14 protein-coding genes are annotated in these 24,100 nt (G+C 69.4%); 10 read left to right on the top strand and 4 right to left on the bottom strand.

Features of this window, described 5'->3' with window-relative positions; translation table 11 throughout:
- Positions 1-17 precede the first annotated feature (17 nt).
- The 3 genes from FVE89_RS13410 (at position 18) to glgB (ending at position 9,108) form a co-directional block, all read left to right on the top strand.
- Positions 18-3,398, top strand: coding sequence for a maltotransferase domain-containing protein (locus tag FVE89_RS13410; RefSeq protein WP_160534449.1), 3,381 nt, complete (start codon positions 18-20; stop codon positions 3,396-3,398).
- 149 nt (positions 3,399-3,547) lie between these two features.
- Positions 3,548-6,826: a maltose alpha-D-glucosyltransferase gene (treS, locus tag FVE89_RS13405; RefSeq protein ID WP_160534448.1), complete on the top strand. Its 3,279-nt coding sequence runs from the start codon at positions 3,548-3,550 to the stop codon at positions 6,824-6,826.
- Positions 6,823-9,108 (top strand): 1,4-alpha-glucan branching protein GlgB, encoded by a 2,286-nt coding sequence (gene glgB, locus FVE89_RS13400; protein ID WP_160534447.1) that lies wholly within the window; start codon positions 6,823-6,825, stop codon positions 9,106-9,108. Before treS ends, glgB begins: the two co-directional genes overlap by 4 nt.
- 212 nt (positions 9,109-9,320) lie before the next feature.
- On the opposite strand, the gene glgA is transcribed toward glgB, so the two are convergent.
- Positions 9,321-10,859, bottom strand: coding sequence for a glycogen synthase GlgA (gene glgA / locus FVE89_RS13395; RefSeq protein WP_160534446.1), 1,539 nt, complete (start codon positions 10,857-10,859; stop codon positions 9,321-9,323).
- A gap of 236 nt (positions 10,860-11,095) precedes the next feature.
- A complete protein-coding gene (locus tag FVE89_RS13390; RefSeq protein ID WP_160534445.1) occupies positions 11,096-12,679 on the bottom strand; it encodes an alpha-amylase family glycosyl hydrolase in 1,584 nt (527 codons plus the stop codon).
- 305 nt (positions 12,680-12,984) lie between these two features.
- Between FVE89_RS13390 and FVE89_RS13385 the strand changes: the two genes are divergently transcribed.
- Positions 12,985-15,528: a glycogen/starch/alpha-glucan phosphorylase gene (locus tag FVE89_RS13385; RefSeq protein WP_160534444.1), complete on the top strand. Its 2,544-nt coding sequence runs from the start codon at positions 12,985-12,987 to the stop codon at positions 15,526-15,528.
- Positions 15,529-15,738: 210 nt separating this feature from the next.
- Here the strand turns inward: FVE89_RS13385 and FVE89_RS13380 are convergent, their stop codons facing one another.
- Positions 15,739-16,416 (bottom strand): Crp/Fnr family transcriptional regulator, encoded by a 678-nt coding sequence (locus tag FVE89_RS13380; protein ID WP_160534443.1) that lies wholly within the window; start codon positions 16,414-16,416, stop codon positions 15,739-15,741.
- Positions 16,417-16,777: 361 nt separating this feature from the next.
- Here FVE89_RS13380 and urtA point away from each other — a divergent pair, with 361 nt between their 5' ends.
- The 6 genes from urtA to FVE89_RS13350 all read left to right on the top strand — a co-directional run bounded on the left by urtA (position 16,778) and on the right by FVE89_RS13350 (position 23,410).
- Entirely contained in the window at positions 16,778-18,019 is a 1,242-nt protein-coding gene (gene urtA / locus FVE89_RS13375) for an urea ABC transporter substrate-binding protein (RefSeq protein WP_202130797.1), read from the top strand.
- A 261-nt stretch (positions 18,020-18,280) separates the two neighbouring features.
- The gene (gene urtB / locus FVE89_RS13370) at positions 18,281-19,852 is read left to right on the top strand and encodes an urea ABC transporter permease subunit UrtB (RefSeq protein WP_160534441.1); all 1,572 of its coding nucleotides are present in this window, start codon (positions 18,281-18,283) and stop codon (positions 19,850-19,852) included.
- A 241-nt stretch (positions 19,853-20,093) separates the two neighbouring features.
- Positions 20,094-21,239 carry an urea ABC transporter permease subunit UrtC gene (gene urtC, locus FVE89_RS13365; protein ID WP_160534440.1) on the top strand — a complete coding sequence of 382 codons (1,146 nt, stop codon included), beginning with the start codon at positions 20,094-20,096 and terminating at the stop codon, positions 21,237-21,239.
- Positions 21,236-22,033 (top strand): urea ABC transporter ATP-binding protein UrtD, encoded by a 798-nt coding sequence (urtD, locus tag FVE89_RS13360; protein ID WP_160534439.1) that lies wholly within the window; start codon positions 21,236-21,238, stop codon positions 22,031-22,033. The genes urtC and urtD overlap by 4 nt, the downstream gene beginning before the upstream one ends.
- A gap of 187 nt (positions 22,034-22,220) precedes the next feature.
- Positions 22,221-22,916 carry an urea ABC transporter ATP-binding subunit UrtE gene (urtE, locus tag FVE89_RS13355; protein ID WP_160534438.1) on the top strand — a complete coding sequence of 232 codons (696 nt, stop codon included), beginning with the start codon at positions 22,221-22,223 and terminating at the stop codon, positions 22,914-22,916.
- Between the two features lie 290 nt (positions 22,917-23,206).
- On the top strand, positions 23,207-23,410 hold the full coding sequence (locus tag FVE89_RS13350; protein ID WP_160534437.1) for a hypothetical protein: 204 nt from the start codon (positions 23,207-23,209) through the stop codon (positions 23,408-23,410).
- 67 nt (positions 23,411-23,477) lie between these two features.
- Here FVE89_RS13350 and FVE89_RS13345 read toward each other — a convergent pair whose 3' ends face one another.
- Positions 23,478-23,903 carry a hypothetical protein gene (locus FVE89_RS13345; RefSeq protein WP_210254054.1) on the bottom strand — a complete coding sequence of 142 codons (426 nt, stop codon included), beginning with the start codon at positions 23,901-23,903 and terminating at the stop codon, positions 23,478-23,480.
- Positions 23,904-24,100: the final 197 nt, after the last annotated feature.

Genomic DNA, 24,100 nt, shown 5'->3' with positions numbered 1-24,100 from the left:
GGGAGCAGAAGGGCCGCATGAACGCACCGACCAAAGCCGCCGCGACGTCCGGAGCCGAGGCCGTCCTGCCGACTTCGCTCGCGCCCCGGGCCGAGGGACCGCGGATCTACAACCTGTTCCCGCTCCTGGTCGGACGCGTCTCGGACTGGACCGCCGAATTGCCGCGGATCGCGAGCCTCGGCTTCGACTGGGTCTATCTCAACCCGTTCCACCAGACCGGCGGCTCGCGCAGCCTCTATGCGGTCGCCGATCCCGAGCGCCTCGACGAGCGGTTCCGCGACCCCGACGGCACGCCGGACGACGAGCAGATCCGCCGCTTCTGCACCGCCGCGGAGGCTTTGGGCCTGTCGGTCATGACCGACCTCGTGATCAACCACACCGCCGACAACGCGCGGCTGGCCACCGAGCGGCCCGACCTGTTCATGAAGGAGCCTGACGGCTCGATCATGCACCCGGCCGCCGTCGATCCGGACGACCCGTCGATCCGCACCGTCTGGGGCGATCTGGCCGAGCTCGACTACCACACGCCGGCCGCAAGGGACGAGCTGACCCGGATCTGGGGCGCCTACGTGGCGCATCTCCAGGGGCTCGGCGTCGCGGGCTTCCGCTGCGATGCCGCCTACAAGGTGCCGCCCGAGACGTGGCGGGTCCTGATCGGGCAGGCCAAGAGCCAAGACCCCGCCTGCCTGTTCGCCGCCGAGACGCTGGGCTGCACCTTCGAGGAGGCCAAGGCCACGGCCGGTGCCGGCTTCGACTACCTGTTCAACTCCTTCGCGTGGTGGGACCTGAAGAAGCCCTGGGCGCTCGAGCAATACGAGCGCCTGCGGGTGCTCGCGCCCTCCATCGCCTTCCCCGAGAACCACGACATGAAGCGGCTCGCCGCCGAGATCGGCGGCGGCCCCGAGGCGGTGGCGGCCCATCTGCGCACGCGCTACGCGCTCGCCGCCTTCTTCTCGGCCGGCGTGCTGATGCCGATCGGCTACGAATGGGGCTACCGCCGGGCGCTGCACGTGGTCGAGACCACGCCGCGCGACCGCGAGAACGAGACCGGCATCGACATCTCGGCCTCGATCCGGGCGATCAACACCCTGCGGGCGGAGCTGCCGGCCGCCAATGTCGAGGGCGCGCAGATCCGCATCTCGGCCCCCGACAGCGACCTCGTGGCGCTCGCCCGCTTCGACACCGGCCATCCGGCCTCGGCCCGGCACGGGCTGATCGTGCTCTACAACCCGACCGACAGGCCGGTGCCCGTGGAGGCCGGCACGCTGATCGCCCGCACCGGCGGGATGCTCGGCACCTTCGTCGACCGGACCCCGGAGGCCGAGCCGATCGCGTTCCATCCCGGCAGCGCCATCGACCTGATGCCGGGCGAGCTGCGCATCCTCGCCGCCGGCGCCCAGGCGGTCGCCCGCCAGCCGACGCGCGGCACCCCGGACGGCGAGGGCCGGGTGGTGATCGAGGCGGTGAGCCCGGAGATCGACGGCGGCCGCTCGGCCGTGAAGCGGATCGTCGGCGAATCCCTGCGGGTCGAGGCCGACATCTTCTCCGACGGCCACGAGATCATCGACGCCGCGATCCTGTCGCGGGTCGCCGGCACCGACGCGTGGCGCGAGGACCCGATGGTCTTCGTCGACAACGACCGCTGGGCCGGGCAATTCCCCCTGGAGCAGAACGCCCGCTACGAGTTCACCCTGATCGCGTGGCGCGACGCCTTCTCCTCCTGGGTGCGCGACACCCTGAAGAAGCGCGCCGCCGGCGTCGATGTCCGCCTGGAGACGATCGAGGGCGTGGCGCTGGTCGAGACCGCGGCCTCGCTGGCCCGCACCCGCGGCGGCCGCGATGCCGACCGGCTCGCCGCCCTGGTGTCGGCGCTGGCCGCCGAGGAGGCGGGCTCACCCGCCCAGCTCGACCGGATCCTCGCCCCCGACGCGTCGAGCCTCGTGCGCCGCAACGCCGAGCGGGTGAACCTGACCCAGTATCCCGTGACCCTGCCGGTGATCGCCGACCGCCTCGCGGCCCGGTTCTCGGCCTGGTACGAGATTTTTCCGCGCTCGCAGTCGATGGACGTGAACCGCCACGGCACCTTCGACGACGTGATCCGGCGCCTGCCCGAGATCCGCGAGCTCGGCTTCGACGTCCTCTACTTCACGCCGATCCACCCCGTGGGCCGGACCAACCGCAAGGGGAAGAACAACACCCTCAAGGCCGAGCCCGGCGATGTCGGCTCGGTCTACGCGGTGGGCTCGGAGGAGGGCGGCCATGAGGCCGTGCATCCCGAACTCGGCACGCTCGCCGATTTCGAGCGGCTGGTCGCGGCGAGCCATGCCTACGGGATGGAGATCGCCCTCGACTTCGCGATCCAGTGCTCGCCGGACCATCCCTGGATCAAGAACCACCCGGAATGGTTCGAGTGGCGCCCCGACGGCACGCTCAAATTCGCCGAGAACCCGCCGAAGAAGTACGAGGACATCTCGAACGTCCATTTCTACGGCGGCGCGCTGCCCTCGCTCTGGATCGAGCTGCGCGACATCCTGCTCGGCTGGTGCGCCCGGGGCGTGCGCATCTTCCGGGTCGACAACCCGCACACCAAGCCGATCCCGTTCTGGGAATGGGTGATCGGCGAGGTCAATGGCCAGTATCCGGACGCGATCTTCCTCGCCGAGGCCTTCACCCGGCCGAAGATGATGAAGAAGCTCGCCAAGGCCGGCTACCAGCAGAGCTACACCTACTTCACGTGGCGCAACACGAAGCAGGAGCTGACCGACTACGCCCTGGAGCTGGCCGGCGAGATGGGCGAATATTACCGCCCGAATTTTTTTGCCAATACCCCCGACATCAATCCCTATTACCTGCAGACCAGCGGACGGGCGGGCTTCATCGTCCGCGGCACGCTCGCCGCGACCCTCTCCTCGGTCTACGGCATCTATAACGGCTTCGAACTCTGCGAGGCCGCGCCGTACCCGGGCAAGGAGGAGTACCTCAACTCGGAGAAATACGAGTTGAAGGCCTGGGACTACGACCGGCCCGGCAACATCCGCGAGCACATCATCAAGCTCAACACGATCCGGCGCGAGAACCCCGCCCTCTGGGATTTCCGCAACGTGACCTTCACGGGCGCCTGGAACGACAACATCATCGCCTACGCCAAGGCGACGCCCGAGCGCGACAACTGCATCTTCACGATGGTCAACCTCGACCCGAAGAACCGCCAGGAATGCACCTACGAGGTGCCGCTCTGGCTGTTCGGCCTGCCGGACGATGGGGCCGTCGAGGTCGAAGATCTGCTCCAGGGCTACCGGTTCGAGCTGCGCGGCAAGACCCACCGGATCGCCCTCGATCCGGCCGAGCGATCCTGCATCATCTGGCGTCTCCGGGCGCCGCGGCGGGTTGCGGGTTGAGGCCGCGCGTGGCACTCGATCATGACAGTTGATGCCGGCGGCGGGCCTCCCCGTCACCGGCCCTGGTACATGCGCGGCGGCCGACCGCCCGCGCCCCGGCCGGGTCCCCCGCCGGTCCCGTCAGACTTGACCGATGAGGCAGCGACGCGATGATCGATCGCAGCGACCCGCAATGGTACCGTGACGCCATCATCTACCAGATCCACGTCAAGTCGTTCTTCGACTCGAACAATGACGGGATCGGGGATTTCACAGGCCTGACCCAGCGCCTCGACTATGTCCGGGACCTCGGCGTCACGGCGATCTGGCTGATGCCGTTCTACCCCTCGCCGCTGCGCGACGACGGGTACGACATCGCCGATTACCGGGACATCAACCCGTCCTACGGCACCATGGAGGATTTTCGGGCCTTCGTGGAGGCGGCCCACGAGCGCGGCCTGCGGGTCATCACCGAGCTCGTCATCAACCACACCAGCGACCAGCATCCCTGGTTCCAGGCGGCCCGCGAGGCGCCCCCCGGCTCGCCCGAGCGCAACTTCTACGTCTGGTCGGACACCGACGAGCCGTACAAGGATACGCGGATCATCTTCCTCGACACCGAGGCCTCGAACTGGACCTGGGACCCGGTCGCCAAGCAGTATTTCTGGCACCGGTTCTACAGCCACCAGCCGGACCTGAACTTCGACAACCCGGCCGTGCTGGAGGCCGTGATCGAGGTGATGCGCTACTGGCTCGACATGGGGGTCGATGGCCTACGGCTCGACGCGATCCCCTACCTGATCGAGCGCGACGGCACGAATTGCGAGAACCTCGCCGAAACCCATGATGTGATCAAAAAAATCCGGGCGGCGCTCGATGCCAGCTATCCGGACCGGATGCTGCTCGCCGAGGCCAATCAGTGGCCGGAGGAGACCGCGCAATATTTCGGCGACGGCGACGAATGCCACATGGCGTTCCACTTCCCGCTGATGCCGCGGATGTACATGGCGATCGCCCGGGAGGACCGGCACCCGATCACCGACATCATGCGCCAGACCCCGGAGATCCCGGAGGGCTGCCAATGGGCCATCTTCCTGCGCAACCACGACGAGCTGACGCTCGAAATGGTCACCGCGGAGGAGCGTGACTATCTCTGGTCGTTCTACGCCGCCGAGCGGCGCGCCCGGATCAATCTCGGCATCCGCCGCCGCCTCGCGCCGCTCTTGGAGAACGACCGGCGCAAGATCGAACTGATGAAGTCCCTCGTCCTGTCGATGCCCGGCACGCCGGTGCTCTATTACGGCGACGAGATCGGCATGGGCGACAACATCTATCTCGGCGACCGGGACGGCGTGCGCACGCCGATGCAATGGACCCCGGACCGCAACGGCGGCTTCTCCCGGGCCAATCCCCAGAAGCTGTTCCTGCCGGCGATCCAGGACCCGATCTACGGCTTCGACGCGATCAACGTCGAGGCGCAGACCCAGGCCCAGACCAGCCTGCTGAACTGGACGCGGCGCATGATCGCGATCCGCAACAACAGCGTCGCGCTCGGGCGCGGCACGATCCAGTTCCTCTACCCGTCGAACCGCAAGGTGCTGGCCTGGATCCGCGAGCACGAGGACGAGCGGATCCTGTGCGTGGCGAACCTGTCGCGGGCGCCGCAGGCTGTGCAGCTCGACCTGTCGGAGCTGCGCACCGCGGTGCCGATCGAGCTCACCGGCGGCACCGAGTTCCCGCCGATCGGCGACCTGCCCTATCTGCTGACCCTGCCGTCCTACGGCTTCTACTGGTTCTCCTTGAGTGCCGCCCGGTCGGGGGTGATCGGCCCGCAGCAGGAGCCGCCGGAGCTGTTCACCCTGGTGCTCACCGGCGGGATCGAGACCCTGATGAGCGGGCGCGAGCGCGTCGCCTTCGAGCGCACCGTGGTGCCGCCCTTCCTGAGGAGCCGGCGCTGGTTCGGCGCCAAGGGTTCGCGGATCAAGGCCACGAAGGTCATCGATTGCGCCGCCCTGAAGGACGTCGACGGCAGCGCGCGCTTCCTGCTGCCGCGGCTGCAGGTGCAGCTCGCCAACGGCGAGAGTCACGAATACTTCGTGCCGGTCGGCGTCGACGAGGGCCGCGAGGACGAGGCGCTGATGCCCTTCGCGGTGGCGCGGGTGCGCCGGGGTCCGCGCACCGGCCTGCTCTACGGGGCGTCCGGCTCCAACGACTTCGCCGCCTGCCTGATCGACGACATGCGCCAGGGCACCGAGATCCCCACGGAGAGCGGGCGGCTGGTCTTTTCCACCACCTCGGCCTTCGACCCGGACGTCACGGTCGACGTGGCCGATATCCGCCGGCTCTCGGCCGAGCAGAGCAACACCTCGATCGCCATCGGCTCGAAGATGATGCTCAAGCTGCTGCGCCGCCTGCAGCCGGGCACGCATCCGGAAATCGAGGTCGGGCGCTTCCTCACCGAGCAGGCGGGGTTCTCCAACACGCCGGCCTTGCTCGGCACCCTGGAGCACGTCGCCGAGGACGGCACCCGCACGGCGCTGGCGGTGCTCCAGAAATTCGTCATGAACCAGGGCGACGCCTGGACCCTGATGCTGGAGGGGCTGCGCCGGGACTTCGAGACCGTCGTGCTCACCCCCGAGAGCGAGGCCGCGACGCCCGAGGAAGCGTTCCAGGCCCACCGGCCCTGGGCGGACCTGCTCGGGCGGCGCACCGCCGAATTGCACGCGGCGCTCGCCATCGAGACCGACGACCCGGCCTTCGCGGCCGAGCCCTTCGAGGAGGGCGACCTCGCGGTGCTGGCGCGCGACGCCCGCCATCAGGCCGAGCGCGCCTTCCGGGCGCTCAAGGGGCAGGCCGAGCGCGGCCTCGATGCCGGCAAGCCCGCCTGCACGGAGCTGGCCCAGCGCCGCCGGGAGGTCGAGGCCCTGATCGATCAGCTCACCGCCGAGCCGCCGCGCGGCGCCCACAAGACCCGCATCCACGGCGACTACCATCTCGGGCAGGTGCTGGTCGCCGAGAACGACCTGATCATCGTCGATTTCGAGGGCGAACCCTCGCGGCCGGCCGACGAGCGCCGGGCCAAGTCGATGCCCCTGCGGGACGTGGCCGGGCTGATGCGCTCCTTCGCGTATGGCGCCGAGACGGTCATCCGGGAGATCACCGCCCGCTTCGCCGATTCCGAGGAGCGGGCGCGCAATGCCGCGGTCGCGTGGCGCGCCATGATCGAGGCGGCGTTCCTGGCCGGCTACGAGGCCGCGATCGAAGGCTCGCGCGCGGCCGTGACCGATCCGGACACCCGGGACCGGCTGCTGCGCCTCTGCCTGCTGACCAAGGCCCTGTACGAGGTCGATTACGAGGCCAACAACCGGCCGGACTGGATCGAAATCCCCGCCCGTGGGGTTCTCACCATTCTGGACACGGACCGTAACGAGCCCGGAGCAACGGAATGACGGCGATCGACGAGACCTTCGCAGGACGGGCCGACCCGGAGGCGGGGCCGGCACGGAATGCGGATGTCCCGGGCTCCGGCGGTGCCGCAGCGGCCCCGAGCGTCCACCCGGACGCGATCGCCGCCCTGATGGGGGCGAGCCACGGCGACCCGTTCTCGGTGCTGGGGCCGCACCGGGTCGGGCCCGGGACCTGGGAGGTCCGCGCCGTGCTGCCCGAGGCACGCGCCGCCACCCTGGTGATGGACGGGCGCAGCGCGCCGTTCGAGAAGCGCCATCCGGACGGGTTCTGGATCGCCAAGGTCGAGGGCGAGCACCGGCCGCTCTACGAGATCGAGGTCGAGTCCTGGGACGGGACGAAGCGCCGCCGCTACGACCCCTACGGCTTCGGCTCCTCGATCGAGCAATACGACGTCGCCGCGCTCCGCGAGGTCGGCACCAACCTCGTCTACCGGATCCTCGGCGCCCAGTCGGGCCAGCTCGACGGGATCGACGGGTTCCGCTTCGCGGTCTGGGCGCCCAATGCCCGCAAGGTCAGCGTGGTCGGCGACTTCAACGACTGGGACGGCCGGCGCCACCCGATGCGCCTCTGGCAGGATGGCGGCGTCTGGGAGCTGTTCGTGCCGGGCCTCAAGGCCGGCGTGCGCTACAAGTTCGAGATCCGCGGCCCCGACGGGTCCCTGGTCCCGCTCAAGGCCGATCCGGTCGCCTTCGCGGCCCAGCACCCGCCGGAGACCGCCTCGATCACCTACGGGGCGAGCGAGTTCGATTGGCGCGATTCCGGCTGGATGAGCACCCGCGGCGCCAAGGACCCGCGCCACGCGGCGATCTCGGTCTACGAGGTCCATCTCGGCTCCTGGGCGCGGGTGCCCGAGGAAGGCAACCGCTACCTGACCTACCGGGAACTCGCCGAGCGGCTGATCCCCTACGTCAAGGATATGGGCTTCACCCATATCGAGATGCTGCCGATCACCGAGTTCCCGTTCGACGGGTCCTGGGGCTACCAGCCGGTCTCGCTGTTCGCGCCGACGAGCCGCTTCGGCACCCCTGAGGATTTCGCCGCCTTCGTGGACGCCGCCCACGAGGCCGGGATCGGCGTGCTGCTCGACTGGGTGCCGGGCCACTTCCCGCTCGACGCCCACGGGCTCGGCCTGTTCGACGGCACGCATCTCTACGAGCATGCCGACCCGCGCCAGGGCTTCCACCAGGATTGGGGCACCTACATCTACAATTTCGGGCGGACCGAGGTCGCGACGTTCCTCGCCGCCAACGCCCGGTTCTGGCTGGAGCATTACCACCTCGACGGCCTGCGCGTGGATGCCGTCGCGTCGATGCTCTACCTCGACTACTCGCGCCGCCAGGGCGAGTGGATCCCGAACCGTTACGGCGGCAACGAGAACCTCGACGCCATCGAGTTCCTGCGCAAGACCAACGAGGCGACCTACAGCCACGCGCCGGGCACGATCACGGTCGCCGAGGAATCGACCTCCTGGCCGGGGGTCTCGCACCCGACCTATACCGGGGGCCTCGGCTTCGGCTTCAAGTGGAACATGGGCTGGATGCACGACACCCTGCATTTCATGCAGGAGGATCCGATCCACCGCCGCTATCACCACCACAACCTGACCTTCGGGCTGCTCTACGCCTTCTCGGAGAATTTCATCCTGCCCCTGTCCCACGACGAGGTGGTGCACGGGAAGGGCTCGCTGCTCGGCAAGATGCCGGGCGACCGCTGGCAGAAATTCGCGAACCTGCGCGCCTATTTCGGCTTCATGTGGGGGCATCCCGGCAAGAAGCTGCTGTTCATGGGCGGCGAGTTCGGCCAGGAGCGGGAGTGGAACCACGACACCAGCCTGGACTGGCATCATCTCGACGACCCGCTGCACAAGGGCGTGCAGAGCGTGGTGCGCGACCTCAACCGGCTCTACGTCTCGACGCCCGCCCTCTACAGCCGCGACGTCGAGCACACGGGCTTCCAGTGGCTGGTGGCGGACGACCAGGACAACAGCGTGATCGCCTGGGCCCGCAAGGGCGCCAAGCCCGGCGAGGTGGCGATCGTGGTGTCGAACTTCACGCCGGTGCCGCGCGAGGGCTACCGGATCGGCGTGCCGCAGGCGGGGTTCTACCGCGAGGCGTTCAACTCGGATGCCGGGGTGTATGGCGGCTCGAATGTGGGCAATGCAGGCGGTTGCCACACCGAGGATCAGGCAAGCCACGGCCAGGGGCAGAGCCTGTCGCTCACCCTGCCGCCGCTGGCGACGATGATCTTCTTGCTGGAGGGGTGAGGGAAACCCCTCTCCCCGCCTGCGGGGAGAGGCCCGCACGGACCTCGTCGTCCGTGCGGGAAGCGGAGGCGAAGCCGGAGCGGCGGTGAGGGGGCGATTCCGGAAGAGACTCCTCCGTTCGAGCCCCCTCACCTTCGGCTACCGCCTCGCTCCGGCGACGACGGGGTCGCCGGAGCCCTCTCCCCGCGTGCGGGGAGAGGGGACGCTAGTCCCTACGCCACCCGCCAGCGCAGCCCGACGCTGTTGCCGATCGCCCGGCCGTAGAGCCCGGCATAGTTGTCGGCGGCCTGATCCCAGCCGAAACGGGCCGACATCGCCCGCCGCCGCATGGCGTTGAGGCGCTTCTTCTGGCCGAAGGCCTCCAGCGCCCGCCGGACCGCCGCCCCGAAGGACGAGGCCGAGGGCTCCGCGAAGGTGAAGCCCGTCACCCCGTCCTCGACCGTGTCGGCCAGGCCCCCGGTGCGCCGCACGATCGGCAGGGAGCCGAAGCGCTGCGCGTACATCTGGGCGAGGCCGCACGGCTCGAAGCGCGAGGGCATCAGCAGGAAGTCGCTGCCGGCGAACATCCGCCGGGCCTGGGCCTCCTCGAAGCCGACATGCACGCCGACCGCGTCCGGGTGGCGCCTGGCGAGACCCTGCAGCGCCTGCTCGAACCGGCCCTCGCCCTGGCCGATCACCACCAGCTGGCCACCGCCGGCCACGATGGTCTCGGCCGCCTGGAGGCTCAGGTCGATGCCCTTCTGGTGCACGAGGCGGGAGACGATCGCGAAGAGCGGCCCGCGGGAGACCGCCAGCCCGAATTGCCGGCGCACCGCCTCGGCATTGGCGCGCTTGCCCTTCCAGTCGTCGACCTCGAACCGCGTGGCGAGGTGCGGGTCGGTGCTCGGATCCCAGGTCTCGTCGATGCCGTTGAGGATGCCGGCGAGCCGGCCCTGACCGGCCCGGGTGCGCAAAAGCCCGTCGAGGCCGCAGCCCATCTCGGGGGTCTGGATCTCCCGGGCGTAGGTCTCGCTCACCGTGGTGACCTGCGAGGCGTAGAAGATCCCGGCCTTCAGGAAGGAGAGCTGGCCGTAGAACTCGGCGCCGTCCACCTGGAAGGCGGAATCCGGCACGCCGAGCCGGGGCAGGGCGTCCCGGGGAAACAGGCCCTGATAGGCGAGGTTGTGGATCGTCAGCACGCTCGGCACCCGCCGGCCGCGCCACGCGAGGTAGGCGGGGGCGAGCGCCGCCTGCCAGTCGTTGAGATGCAGGAGGTCGGCCGCCCAATCGGGATCGGCCCCGGCGGCGAGTTCGGCGGCCGCGAGGCTGAGCCGGGCGAAGCGCAGGTCGTTGTCGCCGAAATCCCCGTGCTGGTCGCCGTAGGGTGTGCCGTCCCGCTCGTAGAGGTCGGGGCTCAGCAGGACGTAGATCCGCAGGCCGTCGGCAGCCTCGACGAGCCCGAGATCGCAGGGCGGCACGCCCGCGAAGCCGTCGAGGCGCGCCACCACCGGGATGTCGGGAAACGCCGCCCGGACTTGGCGGTAGCCGGGGATCAGCACGCGGATATCGTAATGCGGCACCAGAGCCCGGGGCAGGGCGGCCGAGACTTCGCCGAGACCGCCGGTCTTTACGAAATCGGCCATCTCGGGGGTGGCGTAGAGGATGCGGCGGCGCAGGGAGGCCGGCCGGGCGGGTTGCGTGATGGGCCGTGCGTCGTCCCCTTCGCCGGACGACCAATCCGCGAAGGACCCACCACGGCGCGCATCGAGCATCGGCATTGATCCTGGCCGGGTGGGATGCCCCGGTCTGGCAGACGATCGGGCAGACACGGCTGTCACGATCTCAACCACGGTCAATGCTCCTCCGCCGCGACGGTTCCGCTGCGACGCACAAAATAGGCCACCCGCACCCTTAAACTTTGGTTACGTCATAGTGCAACGCCGCAAGCGCCGCAGGCAGAGCGAGTCTTTTTAGCCGAAAAATCTTCTATTCGGGCTGCGGCGGGCGTTCAGGCGCGGCGCAGGATCACGCCCTCGGCCGCGTCGAGGGCGAGGCTCGTGCGGACGGGATCGCCCGCGCGGCCCGCCCGCGTCGAGAGCAGCAGAACCCAGTCACCCACCGGCAGCGGCAGGGTCTGCGGCTCTGCACCGAAATTCAGCACCACGCGCAGAACCTCATCACCCGCAAACCGCTCGTAGGCGAACACCTCCGCGGCCCCCGGCCGCACGCCGCGATAATCGCCGATGGCGAGCGCCGCGTGGTCGCGGCGCAGGGCGAGCAGGCGCCGGTGCAGGGTGAGCATCGAGGCCGGGTCCGAGCGCTGGCCCTCGACGTTGCGGGTCGCCCAGTCGTCCGACAGCGGCAGCCAAGGCTCGACCGCCGAGAAGCCCGCTTGCGGGCCGTCGTCCCACTGCATCGGCGTGCGCTCCGGGTCGCGGCCGTGCCCGGGCTCGTTGCGCTCCCAGGGATCCTGCGCCCGTCCCGGCGGGATCGGCACGTGGCCGAGCCCGATCTCGTCGCCGTAATAGAGGGTCGGCGTGCCCCGCAGGGTCAGGAGCAGCATCGCGGCGATCCGGGCCTGCGCCTCGCCGACCCGGGCGGCGATGCGCGGCTGATCGTGGTTGCCCAGCACCCAGTTCGGCCAGCCGCCCGGGGGCAGGGCCGCCTCGTAGCGCGCCACGAGGTCGGACACGGCCTCGGCCCGCCACGGGGTCTGGATCAGCTGGAAGTTGAACGGCAGGTCGGCGCCGGTAAGGTCCGGGCCGTAATAGGCCACCAGCCGCTCCACCGGCAGGTAGATCTCGCCGATCAGCACGCGCTCGCCATAGGCGCTCAGGACATCCCGCATGCCGGCGATGACGTCGAAGACCTCCGGCCGGTCGGCGGAATAGACCTGCTGGAAGCGGGTGATCTCCGGCGCGCCCGGCGCGTAATCGGGGTTGGCCGGGTTGTCGCGGAACCCCGCATCCTTGATCAGGTGCCAGATCACGTCGACCCGGAACCCGTCGACGCCGCGGTCCAGCCAGAAGCGGAGCACGTCGTGCATGGCCTCCCGCACCGCGGGGTTGCGCCAGTTCAGGTCCGGCTGCTCGCGCAGGAAGGCGTGGTAATAGGACTGGCCGGTGGCCTCATCGCGCGTCCAGGCCGGGCCGCCGAAATTCGACACCCAGTTGTTGGGCGGGCGGCCATCGGGGCCGGGATCGCGCCAGATGTACCAGTCCCGCTTCGGGTTCGTGCGCGACGACCGGCTCTCCGCGAACCAGGGATGCGCGATCGACGAGTGGTTGGGCACGAAATCGAGGATCACCTTCAGCCTGCGCCGGTGGGCCTCGGCGATCAGCGCGTCGAACTCCGCGAGCGTGCCGAACAGCGGATCGATCCCGCAATAATCGGCCACGTCGTAGCCGAAATCCGCCATGGGGGAGGGGTAGATCGGCGAGATCCACACCGCGTCGACCCCGAGCCAGGCGAGGTAGTCGAGGCGCGCCGTGATGCCCGGCAGATCGCCGACCCCGTCGCCGTTCGTGTCCTGAAACGAGCGGGGATAGACCTGATAGACGGTCCCGCGCTTCCACCAGACGGTGTCGGTCATGCTGCGCCCCTCGCGTTGCCGGATCAGAGTTAGCGGAGGCCCGTCCCTTGGCGACCGGCGATGCAGATGACCTATGCGGCGGGTGTGACTGGAATGTCACGAGGGCCTGTCATATGTTGGGAACGGCGCCGGTGCGCCCGATCGGGGGCAACGCTGCCACGACTTCGCCGGAAGCCACCCGCACAGTCGGACGCTTCGGGGCCGGATTGCCCGCCCGTTCATGAGGCGGCAATCCATCACAAGAGATAATCGGCCCACGATTTCCCCGGCAACGATCCGGGACACAGACTTTGGGGGACCCGCACGTGTTGAATGACGTTCTGATCCGGCCCGGATCCCGGGATGCCGCCCGCCAGGATTCTCCCCGCGACGCGCGCGCATCTGAGGTTTCGGCGCCTGCTTCTTGGACTGTCCCGACGCTCTCCGCAAGCGGAGATGCGGTGGTGGACCTGCGGGAATCGATCCGCGCCAAGCTCACCTACGGTCTGGGCCGGACGCCCGAGATGGCACGCCCGCGCGACTGGTTCGCGGCGACCGCGCTGGCCCTGCGCGACCGGATCGTGGCGGCCTGCCTGGACGCCCGGCACGGCGTGCCGAACAAGCGGGTCTACTACCTGTCGCTGGAATTCCTGATCGGCCGGCTGATGTCGGACGCGCTGAACAATCTCGGCCTGACCGAGGCCACCCGGGCGGCCCTGAAGGAACTCGGGGTCGATCTGGACGCCGTGATGGATGCCGAGCCCGACGCGGCGCTCGGCAATGGCGGCCTGGGGCGGCTCGCCGCCTGCTTCATGGAGAGCATGGCCAGCATCGGCATCCCGGCGATGGGCTACGGTATCCGCTACGATCACGGCCTGTTCCGCCAGTCCTTCGAGGACGGCTGGCAGCGCGAGGCGCCGGAGACGTGGCTTTCCGAGGGCAACCCCTGGGAGTTCGCCCGGCCGGAGGCAACCTACGCGATCGGCTTCGGCGGCACCGTCACGATGTCGTCCTCGGAACAGGGGGTGATCCGGCGGCACTGGCAGCCGGCCGAGATCGTGCGGGCGGTGGCCCACGACGTGCCGGTGCCGGGCTGGCGCGGGCGCCAAGTCAATGCGCTCCGCCTGTGGAAGGCCGAGGCCGGCGAGCCGATCGACCTCGCCCGGTTCAACGGCGGCGACCATGTCGGCGCGGTCGCGGCGCGGATGCGCGCCGAGGCGATCTCCCGGGTGCTCTACCCGAGCGACAGCTCGGCCGAGGGCCAGGAGCTGCGCCTGCGCCAGGAATACTTCTTCACCGCCGCCTCGCTGCAGGACCTCCTGGCCCGCCACGTGGCCGAGCGCGGCGACGTCCGGTCCCTGGCCGACCACGCCGCGATCCAGCTCAACGACACGCACCCGGCCATCGCGGTGCCGGAGCTGATGCGCCTCCTCATCGACGAGCACGGCCTCGCCTGGGAGGATGCGTGGCACGTCACCACCAACACGCTGCACTATACAAACCACACGCTCCTGCCCGAGGCGCTGGAGACCTGGCCGGTGGAGCTGATGGAGCGGCTGCTGCCGCGCCACATGCAGATCATCTACCTGATCAACTGGATGCACCTTGAGGAGCAGTCGAAGCACGGCCGGAAGGACGACGCCGCTTACCTCGCCTCGATCTCGCTGATCGACGAGTCGAACGGCCGCCGGGTGCGGATGGGCCACCTCGCCTTCCACGGGGCGCGCCGGGTCAACGGCGTCTCGGCGCTGCACACCGACCTGATGCGCTCCACGGTCTTCTCCGACCTGCACGCGCTCGATACCGACAAGATCGTCAACAAGACCAACGGCATCACCTTCCGCCGCTGGTTCCACAACGCCAATCCGGGCCTCACCCGGCTCGCGGTCGAGACCGTGGGGGCGGGGGTCCTCGACGATCCGGAGCTGCTGCGCGGTCTGGAGGCCCATGCCGAGGATCCGGCCTTCGTGGCGCGCTACGCCGCCGTGCGCCGGGGGCGCAAGGAGGCCCTGGCCCGGATCGTCACTGAGCGCACCGGCATCGCCATCGATCCGGCCGCCTTGTTCGACGTGCAGGTCAAGCGCATCCACGAGTACAAGCGCCAGCTCCTCAACGTGGTCGAGACGGTGGCGCTCTATCAGGCGATCAAGGCCGAGCCGCACCGGGACTGGACGCCCCGGGTGAAGATCTTTGCCGGCAAGGCGGCGCCGAGCTACGTGCAGGCCAAGCTGATCATCAAGCTCGCCTGCGACATCGCCAAGGCGGTGAACGACGATCCCGAGGTCGCCGGCCGGCTGAAGGTGGTGTTCCTGCCGAACTACTCGGTGAGCCTCGCCGAAGCGATCATCCCGGCCGCCGACCTGTCGGAGCAGATCTCCACCGCCGGCCTGGAGGCCTCGGGCACCGGCAACATGAAGTTCGCCCTCAACGGCGCGCTCACGGTGGGCACCCTCGACGGCGCCAATATCGAGATCCGCGACCATGTCGGGGCGGAGAACATCTTCATCTTCGGGCTGGAGGCCGACGGGGTCCGCGCCCGGCAGGCCGAGCCGGACTACGCGGCCAAGGCGATCCAGGCCTCGCCGCGTCTGGCGGCGGCGCTCGACATGATCGCCTCCGGGCGGTTCTCGCCGGAGGAGCCGGGCCGGTTCCGGCCGCTGACCGACGACCTGCGCCGGCGCGACCAGTACCTGCTGACCGCCGATTTCGACGATTACTGGCGGGTGCAGCGGTCGATCGACGCCGCGTGGCGCGATCCCCGCGGCTGGTGGGCCAAGGCGATCCGCAACACCGCCCGCATGGCGTGGTTCTCCTCCGATCGGGCGATGCGCGAATACGCCGAGGAGATCTGGCGGGTGCGGCTGGGCTGAGGGATTGTGGGATCATGGACGCGCGGCATCCGTGATCCCGCGGGATTTCCCCTCCCCCCTTTGCAAGTGAGGGAGGGCGCATGAGCCATCCGGACTGCCCGCCCCAGCAACCGCACGATGATCCCAAACCCGATGTGTGAATCCGCCGGCCTCTGCGGGGGAGGGACAGACGCGTTTGCGTCCGTCCTTCAGCAGACATGCGCGGGTCTGCTACACCGCGCCGTAGATCGCCCCGGCCAGACCCTCCAGCTTCACGCGGTCGACCACCGTGATGCGCCCGCGCCGCGCCCGGATCATGCCGGCCCCTTCCAGCGTGTGGGTCGCCATCGTGACGGTGGGGCGGCGCACGCCGAGCATCTTCGACAACGTCTCGTGCGTCAGCGGCAGTTCGTCCTGCTCCAGCCGGTCATGGGTCATGAGGATCCATCGGGCGAGCCGCGCCTCGACCGTGAGGTCGGCATTGGCGTAGACGGTCTGTCCCACCTGCACGATCAGGCTCTGCACGTAGCGGCCCAGCACCCGGCGCAGGCCGGCGCTGGCATCGAGGGCGTCCTCCAGCGCGCCGGCCACGATGCGCAGCGCCTCACCCCCAGCCTGGACGATGGCCGTATGGGGGGTCGTCTCGGCCCCGAGCGCGAGCGGCACGCCGACGAAGCCTTCGCGGCCCGTGAGGCCGATCTCGATCCGCGCCTCGCGGGTGTCGGCCACGAGGGAGACGATCCCGTCCTCAACGAAAAAAGCCTGCGTGATCGGCTGCTGCGGCGCGATCAGCACGTCGTGCGGGGCGAGCGGCACCAGTTCCAGCGCGGGGGCGAGGCGGCCGAACTCCTCCGGCGCGAGGGCGGCGAGCAGGCGGTTTCGGACGGCGGATTGCTGCGGCACGGCCATGGGGCTCCTCCGTATCGGGCAGGAGCACGGGGCATCTCCCAATCACCCGCATCCCGAGATTCAGGCGGATGATCTTTACTGTCTCACACCGCACTGTGATGCAGTATCGAATAGGTTAGTTTTCGCGGCGCAATCCGTCTGCATCCATACCCTACGGGCGCTCGGCGCGGGATTCGCGTGGCCGGTGCCGCTCGGGCAGGCACGTGCCGGTTCGAGGGTCGGCTCCGCGCTGGCCGCTGCCTAAATATGTGGCACACGACTTGCGAGCCCTCGGGCCGTCTCAACGAAGACGACGAAGGGCACCGCCGTGAAAGCATTTGGAACCTGGGCCTCGGCCGCCGCATTGGCCGCCGGGCTCGCGATGGGGGCGCTCGGCGCCGGGGCGGCCCGGGCGGAGGAGACCATCAAGGTCGGCATCCTGCACTCGCTGTCGGGCACGATGGCGATCTCGGAGACCACCCTCAAGGACGCGATGCTGATGCTCATCGCCGAGCAGAACGCCAAGGGCGGCGTGCTCGGCAAGAAGCTGGAGCCGGTGGTGGTCGATCCGGCCTCGAACTGGCCGCTCTTCGCCGAGAAGGCCCGCGAGCTGATCAGCAAGGACAAGGTCGCGGCCGTGTTCGGCTGCTGGACCAGCGTCTCGCGCAAGTCGGTGCTGCCGGTGTTCAAGGAGCTCGACAACATCCTGTTCTACCCCGTCCAATACGAGGGCGAGGAGAGCGAGCGGAACGTGTTCTACACCGGCGCCGCCCCGAACCAGCAGGCGATCCCGGCGGTCGACTACCTGATGTCGGAGGATGGCGGCGGCGCCAAGCGCTGGGTGCTGGAGGGAACCGATTACGTCTACCCGCGCACCACCAACAAGATCCTCGAAGCCTACCTCAAGTCCAAGGGCGTCAAGGATGAGGACATCCTGATCAACTACACGCCGTTCGGCTTCTCGGACTGGCAGACCGAAGTCTCGAAGATCAAGGCGTTCGGCTCGGCCGGCAAGAAGACCGCCGTGGTCTCGACCATCAACGGCGACGCCAACGTGCCGTTCTACAAGGAGCTCGGCAACCAGGGCATCAAGGCGACCGACATCCCGGTCGTCGCCTTCTCGGTGGGCGAGGAAGAGCTCGCCGGCATCGACGCCAAGCCGCTGGTCGGCCACCTCGCCGCCTGGAACTACTTCGAGTCGATCAAGACGCCGGAGAACGAGGCCTTCATCAAGAAGTGGCAGGCGTTCAAGAAGAACCCCAAGGCCGTCACCAACGACCCGATGGAGGCCCACTATATCGGCTTCAACATGTGGGTGAAGGCGGTCGAGAAGGCCGGCACCACCGACCCCGACAAGGTGATCGACGCGCTGCCGGGCATCGAGCAGAAGAACCTCACGGGCGGCACCGCGAAGATGCTGCCGAACCACCACATCACCAAGCCGGTCTTCATCGGCGAGATCGAGGCGAACGGCCAGTTCGACGTGGTGTGGAAGACCGACACGCTCATCCCCGGCGAGGCGTGGTCGAAGCAGCTCGAAGGCTCGAAGGACCTCGAGGCCGACTGGGTCAAGCTCAAGTGCGGCAACTACAACACCAAGACCAAGACCTGCGGCGGCGCGTAAGCCTTAGCCCCCCTCTCCCCGCACGCGGGGAGAGGGCTTCCTGCCCCCTTGTCGGGGTAGGAAGCGAGGCGGCAGCCGAAGGTGAGGGGGCTTCGACGGATGAGACGCATCCTGAACCGCCCCCGCACCGCCGCTCCGGCTTCGCCTCCGCTTCCCGCATGGACGACAGGGTCCATGCGGGCCTCTCCCCGCACGCGGGGAGAGGAGATACGCGCCTCACACGTGGTGGGCGCACCGCTCCCGGCTCGCAGAACGGCCCCGATGCCCCGCCTCCTCACCCTCCTCTTCCTGCTCCTCGCCGCCCCCGCGCTGGCGCAGGCGCCCGATCCCTACGGCCAGCTCGCCGGCGACGGCTATGCCGGGATCGAGTCCGGCGTTTCCGGCCTTGCGGCGAGCGGCGACCCGCGCGCCGACGCGATCCTCTCGGCCCTGTCGGATGGCCGCCTCCTGGTCAGTCCGGACAAGACCCTGTTCATCCGGCAGGGCAGCGCCGTCGTGGATGCGAAGACCGGCGCCCCGGCCGCCGACAGCCCCGACCTCAAGCCCGTGCGCGCCAACAACCGGGTCCGCCGGGCGATCGAGGCCGCCCGCGGGCAGCTCGAGCTCGCGAGCCCCGATCCGGCCAAGCGCCGCGGTGCCGCCGACGCGGTGTTCAAGGCCCGGGACGCGGCGGCGCTGCCGGCCCTCGACGCGGCTTTGGCCCGCGAGACCAGCCCGGCTCTCCGGCAGGCGCTGACCGAGGCCCGCGCCGCCGTGCTGCTCGCCAGGCCCGGGACTGCGGAAACCGAGCGGCTTGCCGCAATTCCCGCCATCCAGGCCAGGGGCGATGGCGACGCGATGGGCATCCTGCGCGGTCTCGCGTCAGATCCGAGCGCGGCGCTGCGCAATGCCGCCGCCCGCGGCATCGCGGCGATCGAGACGCGGCTCGCGATCCTCGGCGCCCTCCAGAACGTCTGGTACGGCATCTCGCTGGGCTCGGTCCTGCTGCTCGCCGCCATCGGGCTCGCCATCACCTTCGGGGTGATGGGCGTGATCAACATGGCCCACGGCGAGATGGTGATGCTCGGCGCCTACACGACCTATGGCGTGCAGGAGCTGATCCGCACCAACGCGCCGTCCCTGTTCGGCTGGTCGCTCGCGATCAGCATCCCCTGCGCGTTCCTGGTCGCGGGGCTGGTGGGCGTGCTGATCGAGCGGTTCATCATCCGCTTCCTGTACGGGCGCCCGCTGGAGACGCTGCTCGCCACCTTCGGGGTCAGCCTCGCCCTGCAGCAGGGGGTGCGCTCGCTCTTCGGCCCGACCAATCGCGAGGTCGGCGCCCCCGCCTTCATGAGCGGCGCCTTCGATTGTTCAGGATTGTCGATCACCTGGGGCCGGCTGTGGATCATCGTGTTCGCGATGGTCGTGTTCCTGGGCCTCCTGTTCGTGTTGCGAAAAACGTCGTTCGGCCTGAAGACCCGGGCGGTCACCCAGAACCGCCGTATGGCCGCCGCCATGGGCATCCGCACCCCCTATGTCGACGCGCTGACCTTCGGGCTCGGCTCCGGCATCGCGGGGATGGCGGGCGTGGCGCTCTCGCAGATCGACAACGTCTCGCCCAATCTCGGCCAGGGCTACATCATCGACTCGTTCCTCGTGGTGGTGTTCGGCGGCGTCGGCAACCTCTGGGGGACGCTGGTGGCGGCGCTGACGCTCGGCGTCGTGAACAAGCTCGCCGAGCCGTATATCGGCGCGGTGCTCGCCAAGATCGGCCTCCTGATCTTCATCATCCTGTTCATCCAGAAGCGCCCGCGCGGCCTGTTCGCGCTCAAGGGCCGGGCGGTGGAATCGTGAGGGGGCTGAGGCGTTCCCCTCTCCCCGCCGGGCGGGGAGAGGCCCGCATGGACCTCGTCGTCCATGCGGGAAGCGGAGGCGCAGCCGGAGCGGCGGTGAGGGGGTATCGCCGGATGAGGCTTCTCCTGAACCGCCCCCTCACCCTCGGCTGCCGCCTCGCTCCGGCGACGACAGGGTCGCCGGAGCCCTCTCCCCGCGAGCGGGGCGAGGGGATGCGCGGCCGCCTGTACGGATCTTTCCTATGACCCCCCTCATCGACCTGAAGGGCTGGATCTTCCTCGCCGTCCTGGCCGCCTTCTGCCTCGCCGTGCCGGTGCTGAACCTCGCGGTGCCGGAGGGCTCCGGCCTGCACGTGCCGACCTACCTCGTGGCGCTGTTCGGCAAATACCTCGCCTACGCGCTGCTCGCGGTGAGCCTCGACCTCGTCTGGGGCACTTGCGGCATCCTCTCGCTCGGCCACGGGGCGTTCTTCGCCCTCGGCGGCTACGCGATGGGCATGTACCTGATGCGCCAGATCGGCGCCCGGGGCGTCTACGGCAATCCGGTCCTGCCCGACTTCATGGTGTTCCTGAACTACAAGGCGCTGCCCTGGTACTGGTACGGCTTCGACCATTTCGCCTTCGCGGCCCTGATGGTGCTGCTGGCGCCGGGGCTGCTCGCCTTCGTGTTCGGCTGGCTCGCCTTCCGGTCGCGGGTGACCGGCGTCTACCTGTCGATCATCACCCAGGCGCTGACCTACGCGCTGATGCTCGCCTTCTTCCGCAACGACATGGGACTCGGCGGCAATAACGGGCTGACCGACTTCAAAGACCTTCTGGGCTTCTCCGTTCAGTCGCAGAATTTCCGCGTCGGCATCTTCGTGGCGACGGGCCTCGCGCTGGCTTTGGGCTACCTGATCGCCCGGGTGATGACGGTCTCGGCCTACGGAAAGATCCTGATCGCCGTGCGCGACGCCGAGAGCCGCACGCGCTTCCTCGGCTACCGGCCGGAGCACTTCAAGACGCTGGCCTTCACGGTCTCGGCCATGATGGCCGGCGTCGCCGGCGCCCTCTACGTGCCGCAGGTCGGTATCATCAACCCGGGGGAATTCGCCCCCGGCAACTCCATCGAGACGGTGATCTGGGTCGCGGTGGGCGGGCGCGGCACGCTGGTCGGTGCGGCGCTCGGCGCGGTGCTGGTCAACTACGCCAAGACCGTGCTCACCGGCGTGATGCCCGACGCGTGGCTGTTCGCGCTGGGCGGGCTGTTCGTGGTGGTGACGCTGTTCCTGCCGCGCGGCCTCGTCGGCACCGCGATCGAGCGGTTCGGCTCCCGGCGCGCCGCCGCCAAGCTGCCGCCGGAGCCCGAGATCGCCCCGGAACGCGTCGAACAAGGGCAGGGCGCATGAGCACCGACCTCCTCGAGCGCCCCGACACGAGCGGCCCCGCCAACCGGAAGCGCGAGACGGACGCGCTCCTCTATCTCGACGACCTGCGGGTGACCTTCGACGGCTACAAGGCCCTGCGCGGCCTGTCGCTGACCCTTGAGCGCGGCGAATTGCGGGCGATCATCGGCCCGAACGGCGCCGGCAAGACCACCATGATGGACTGCATCACCGGCAAGACCCGGCCGGACAGCGGCATCGCGCTGTTCGACGGCAGCCACGACCTGCTCAAAAGCGACGAGCCGGCGATCGCCGATCTCGGCATCGGCCGCAAGTTCCAGAAGCCGACCGTATTCGAGAGCCACGCGGTGGCCGACAACATCCTGCTGGCACTGAAGGGTCCGCGCGCGGCCTTCGCGTCCCTGTTCGGCTGGCGCAACCGGGTGGAGGCGGAGCGGATCGACGCCCTCTTGGAGACCGTCGGCCTGCTGGCCCACCGGGGGCGCCCGGCCGCCGATCTCAGCCACGGCCAGAAGCAATGGCTGGAGATCGGCATGCTGCTCGCGCAGGACCCGAAGCTGCTGCTGGTCGACGAGCCCGTGGCCGGCATGACCGACGCCGAGACCGCCGAGACCGCCCACCTGCTCAGGCGGATCGCCGGGGAGCACGCCGTCCTGGTGGTCGAGCACGACATGCACTTCGTCCGCGACCTCGGCTGCCGGGTCACCTGCCTGCACGAGGGCGCCGTGCTGGCCGAGGGCTCGATCGACGCGGTCTCGGCCGACCCGCGGGTGGTCGAAGTGTATCTGGGGCGATGACCACGATCATGGTTTCAAAAGGTCGAGACCTTTTGCGGGTGCAGGGCAGAGCCCTGCTGCACGGATCCTCCACCCCCTCGAAGGGGGTGGAGGATCCGTCCGTCGGGGTTTCACCCCGACACCCCACCAAAGGGCTGAGCCCTTTGGAATCCCTGTGTTTGCGCTCGCAATCCGATGGTGAAGCCCCATGCTGAGCGTCGAGGGGATCGATCTCTACTACGGCGCCGCCCAGGCGCTCCGCGGCGTCTCGCTGACGGCCGAGGCCGGGCAGGTCACGACGGTGCTCGGGCGCAACGGCGTCGGCAAGACCTCGCTGCTGCGGGCGATCGTCGGCCAGCAGCCCGTGCGCGCCGGGGCGATCCGCCTCGACGGGCGCCCGATCCAGGCGCTCGCCCCCTACGACCGGGCGCGCGCGGGAATCGCCTACGTGCCCCAGGGCCGCGAGATTTTTCCGCTGCTCACCGTCAAGGAGAACCTGGAGACCGGCTTCGCCCCGCTGAGGCGCCGCGACCGCCACATTCCCGGCGAGATCTACGACCTGTTCCCGGTGCTCAAGGACATGCTGCACCGGCGTGGCGGCGACCTCTCGGGCGGCCAGCAGCAGCAGCTCGCCATCGCCCGGGCGCTGGTGACCCGGCCGAAGCTCCTCGTGCTCGACGAGCCCACGGAGGGCATCCAGCCCTCGATCATCAAGGATATCGGCCGGGCCATCACCTATCTGCGCGGCAAGGGCGAGATGGCGATCGTGCTGGTCGAACAGTACTTCGCCTGGGCACGCGACCTCTGCGATTCCTACGCGGTGATGGATCGCGGGCAGGTGGTGCTGGCCGGCCCCCGGGCCGGGATGGTCGAGGCCGACGTGCTCCGGTGGATGTCGGTGTAGGGCACGCCTGGCGCAGGACAGGCCTCAGTTCGCTGGGACACATAGAGCCGGCGAAGCCTAGACGCCTATTCAGAAATCGCCGGCATAAAGCTGATAAATCAACCGCGAAAACTGTTAATTAACACCCGTCCGGTCAAGGTTATACCACAATTGGGGCCTGCCATGGCGCCTCACCGCAGGAGCGCCACCGCAGGAGCGCCCATGACGATCCTCGATCCCATCACCGGCGAACTCATCACCATCCCGGTGCCGCGGCCGCAGCCCGGCCCCCGCTGAGACGCTTCGGCCTCATGACGAACGCGATCGATCCAGGGACGACCCGCCGGAAGGCGCGGGCCGAGCGGCTTCGGGTCCGGACGGTTCCGCCGGGCCTGCTGCTGGTCGGGGGAGGGCTGACCTCGAACGGCGAGCCGACCGCCGCCGCCGACCTGATCGCCCTGGCCCAGGCGGCGCGCCGGCAGGCCGCGGATCGCGAGCCTCCGGATCGGGCCTGAGACGGCGCGCACCCGCGCAAGCCGGTTTCGGGGCTCACGGACCGCTCAGCGGTCCGCTTCCCGCGTTTCAGCAGCCGGAGCAGATCGGCTTGGCGGCGCTGCGGCCTTCCTTCTCCAGGCGCGACATCATCGCCTCCCGGTCGTAGGACAGCGTCTCGCTCTTCGCGACCCGGCCGCCGCCGCCGACCGCCCCCGTTTCGCCCACGCCCAGGCGCGCGACGGCGTCCCGGTTCACCACGAAGGTCGGCCGTGTCAGCTCCGCCGGGCGCAGGGTCTGCCAGGCCAGCCGCGCGCGCGCCGAGGCCGCCAGGACATCCGTCGGGTTCACCCGCTGTCCGGGAACCGCGTCCTCGTGGGCGAGGGCCGTACCCGGGATGCGGATGACCGGCAGGGCCGCCGCCGGGACGGCCGGCGCCGCGGGCCTCACGACCTCCTTCAGGCCGGCATCGCGCGCCGCCGTCATGGATGGCAGGGAGCTGTACGCGGTGGGCACGTTCGGCAGCCGAGAGCAGGCACTTGCCGATAGCAGAATGAGCCCTAGAACCGCGACTCGCGACACCATATCGCCACCCGAAAGCAATACTCAGCCGTTCTGGCCAAGCTTGTTCTCGGTGATACAGGAGCACGCCGGCAGTGTCCAATGGCCGAGATCCCGTTGTCCCGCCTTGGAAGCAGCGCGTCCTCGGTGTG

Source organism: Methylobacterium sp. 2A, from assembly GCF_009806555.1.
Classification (GTDB): domain Bacteria; phylum Pseudomonadota; class Alphaproteobacteria; order Rhizobiales; family Beijerinckiaceae; genus Methylobacterium.
The sequence above is the reverse complement of the archived record's forward strand: the minus strand, read 5'-3'. Positions and strand labels throughout refer to the sequence as shown.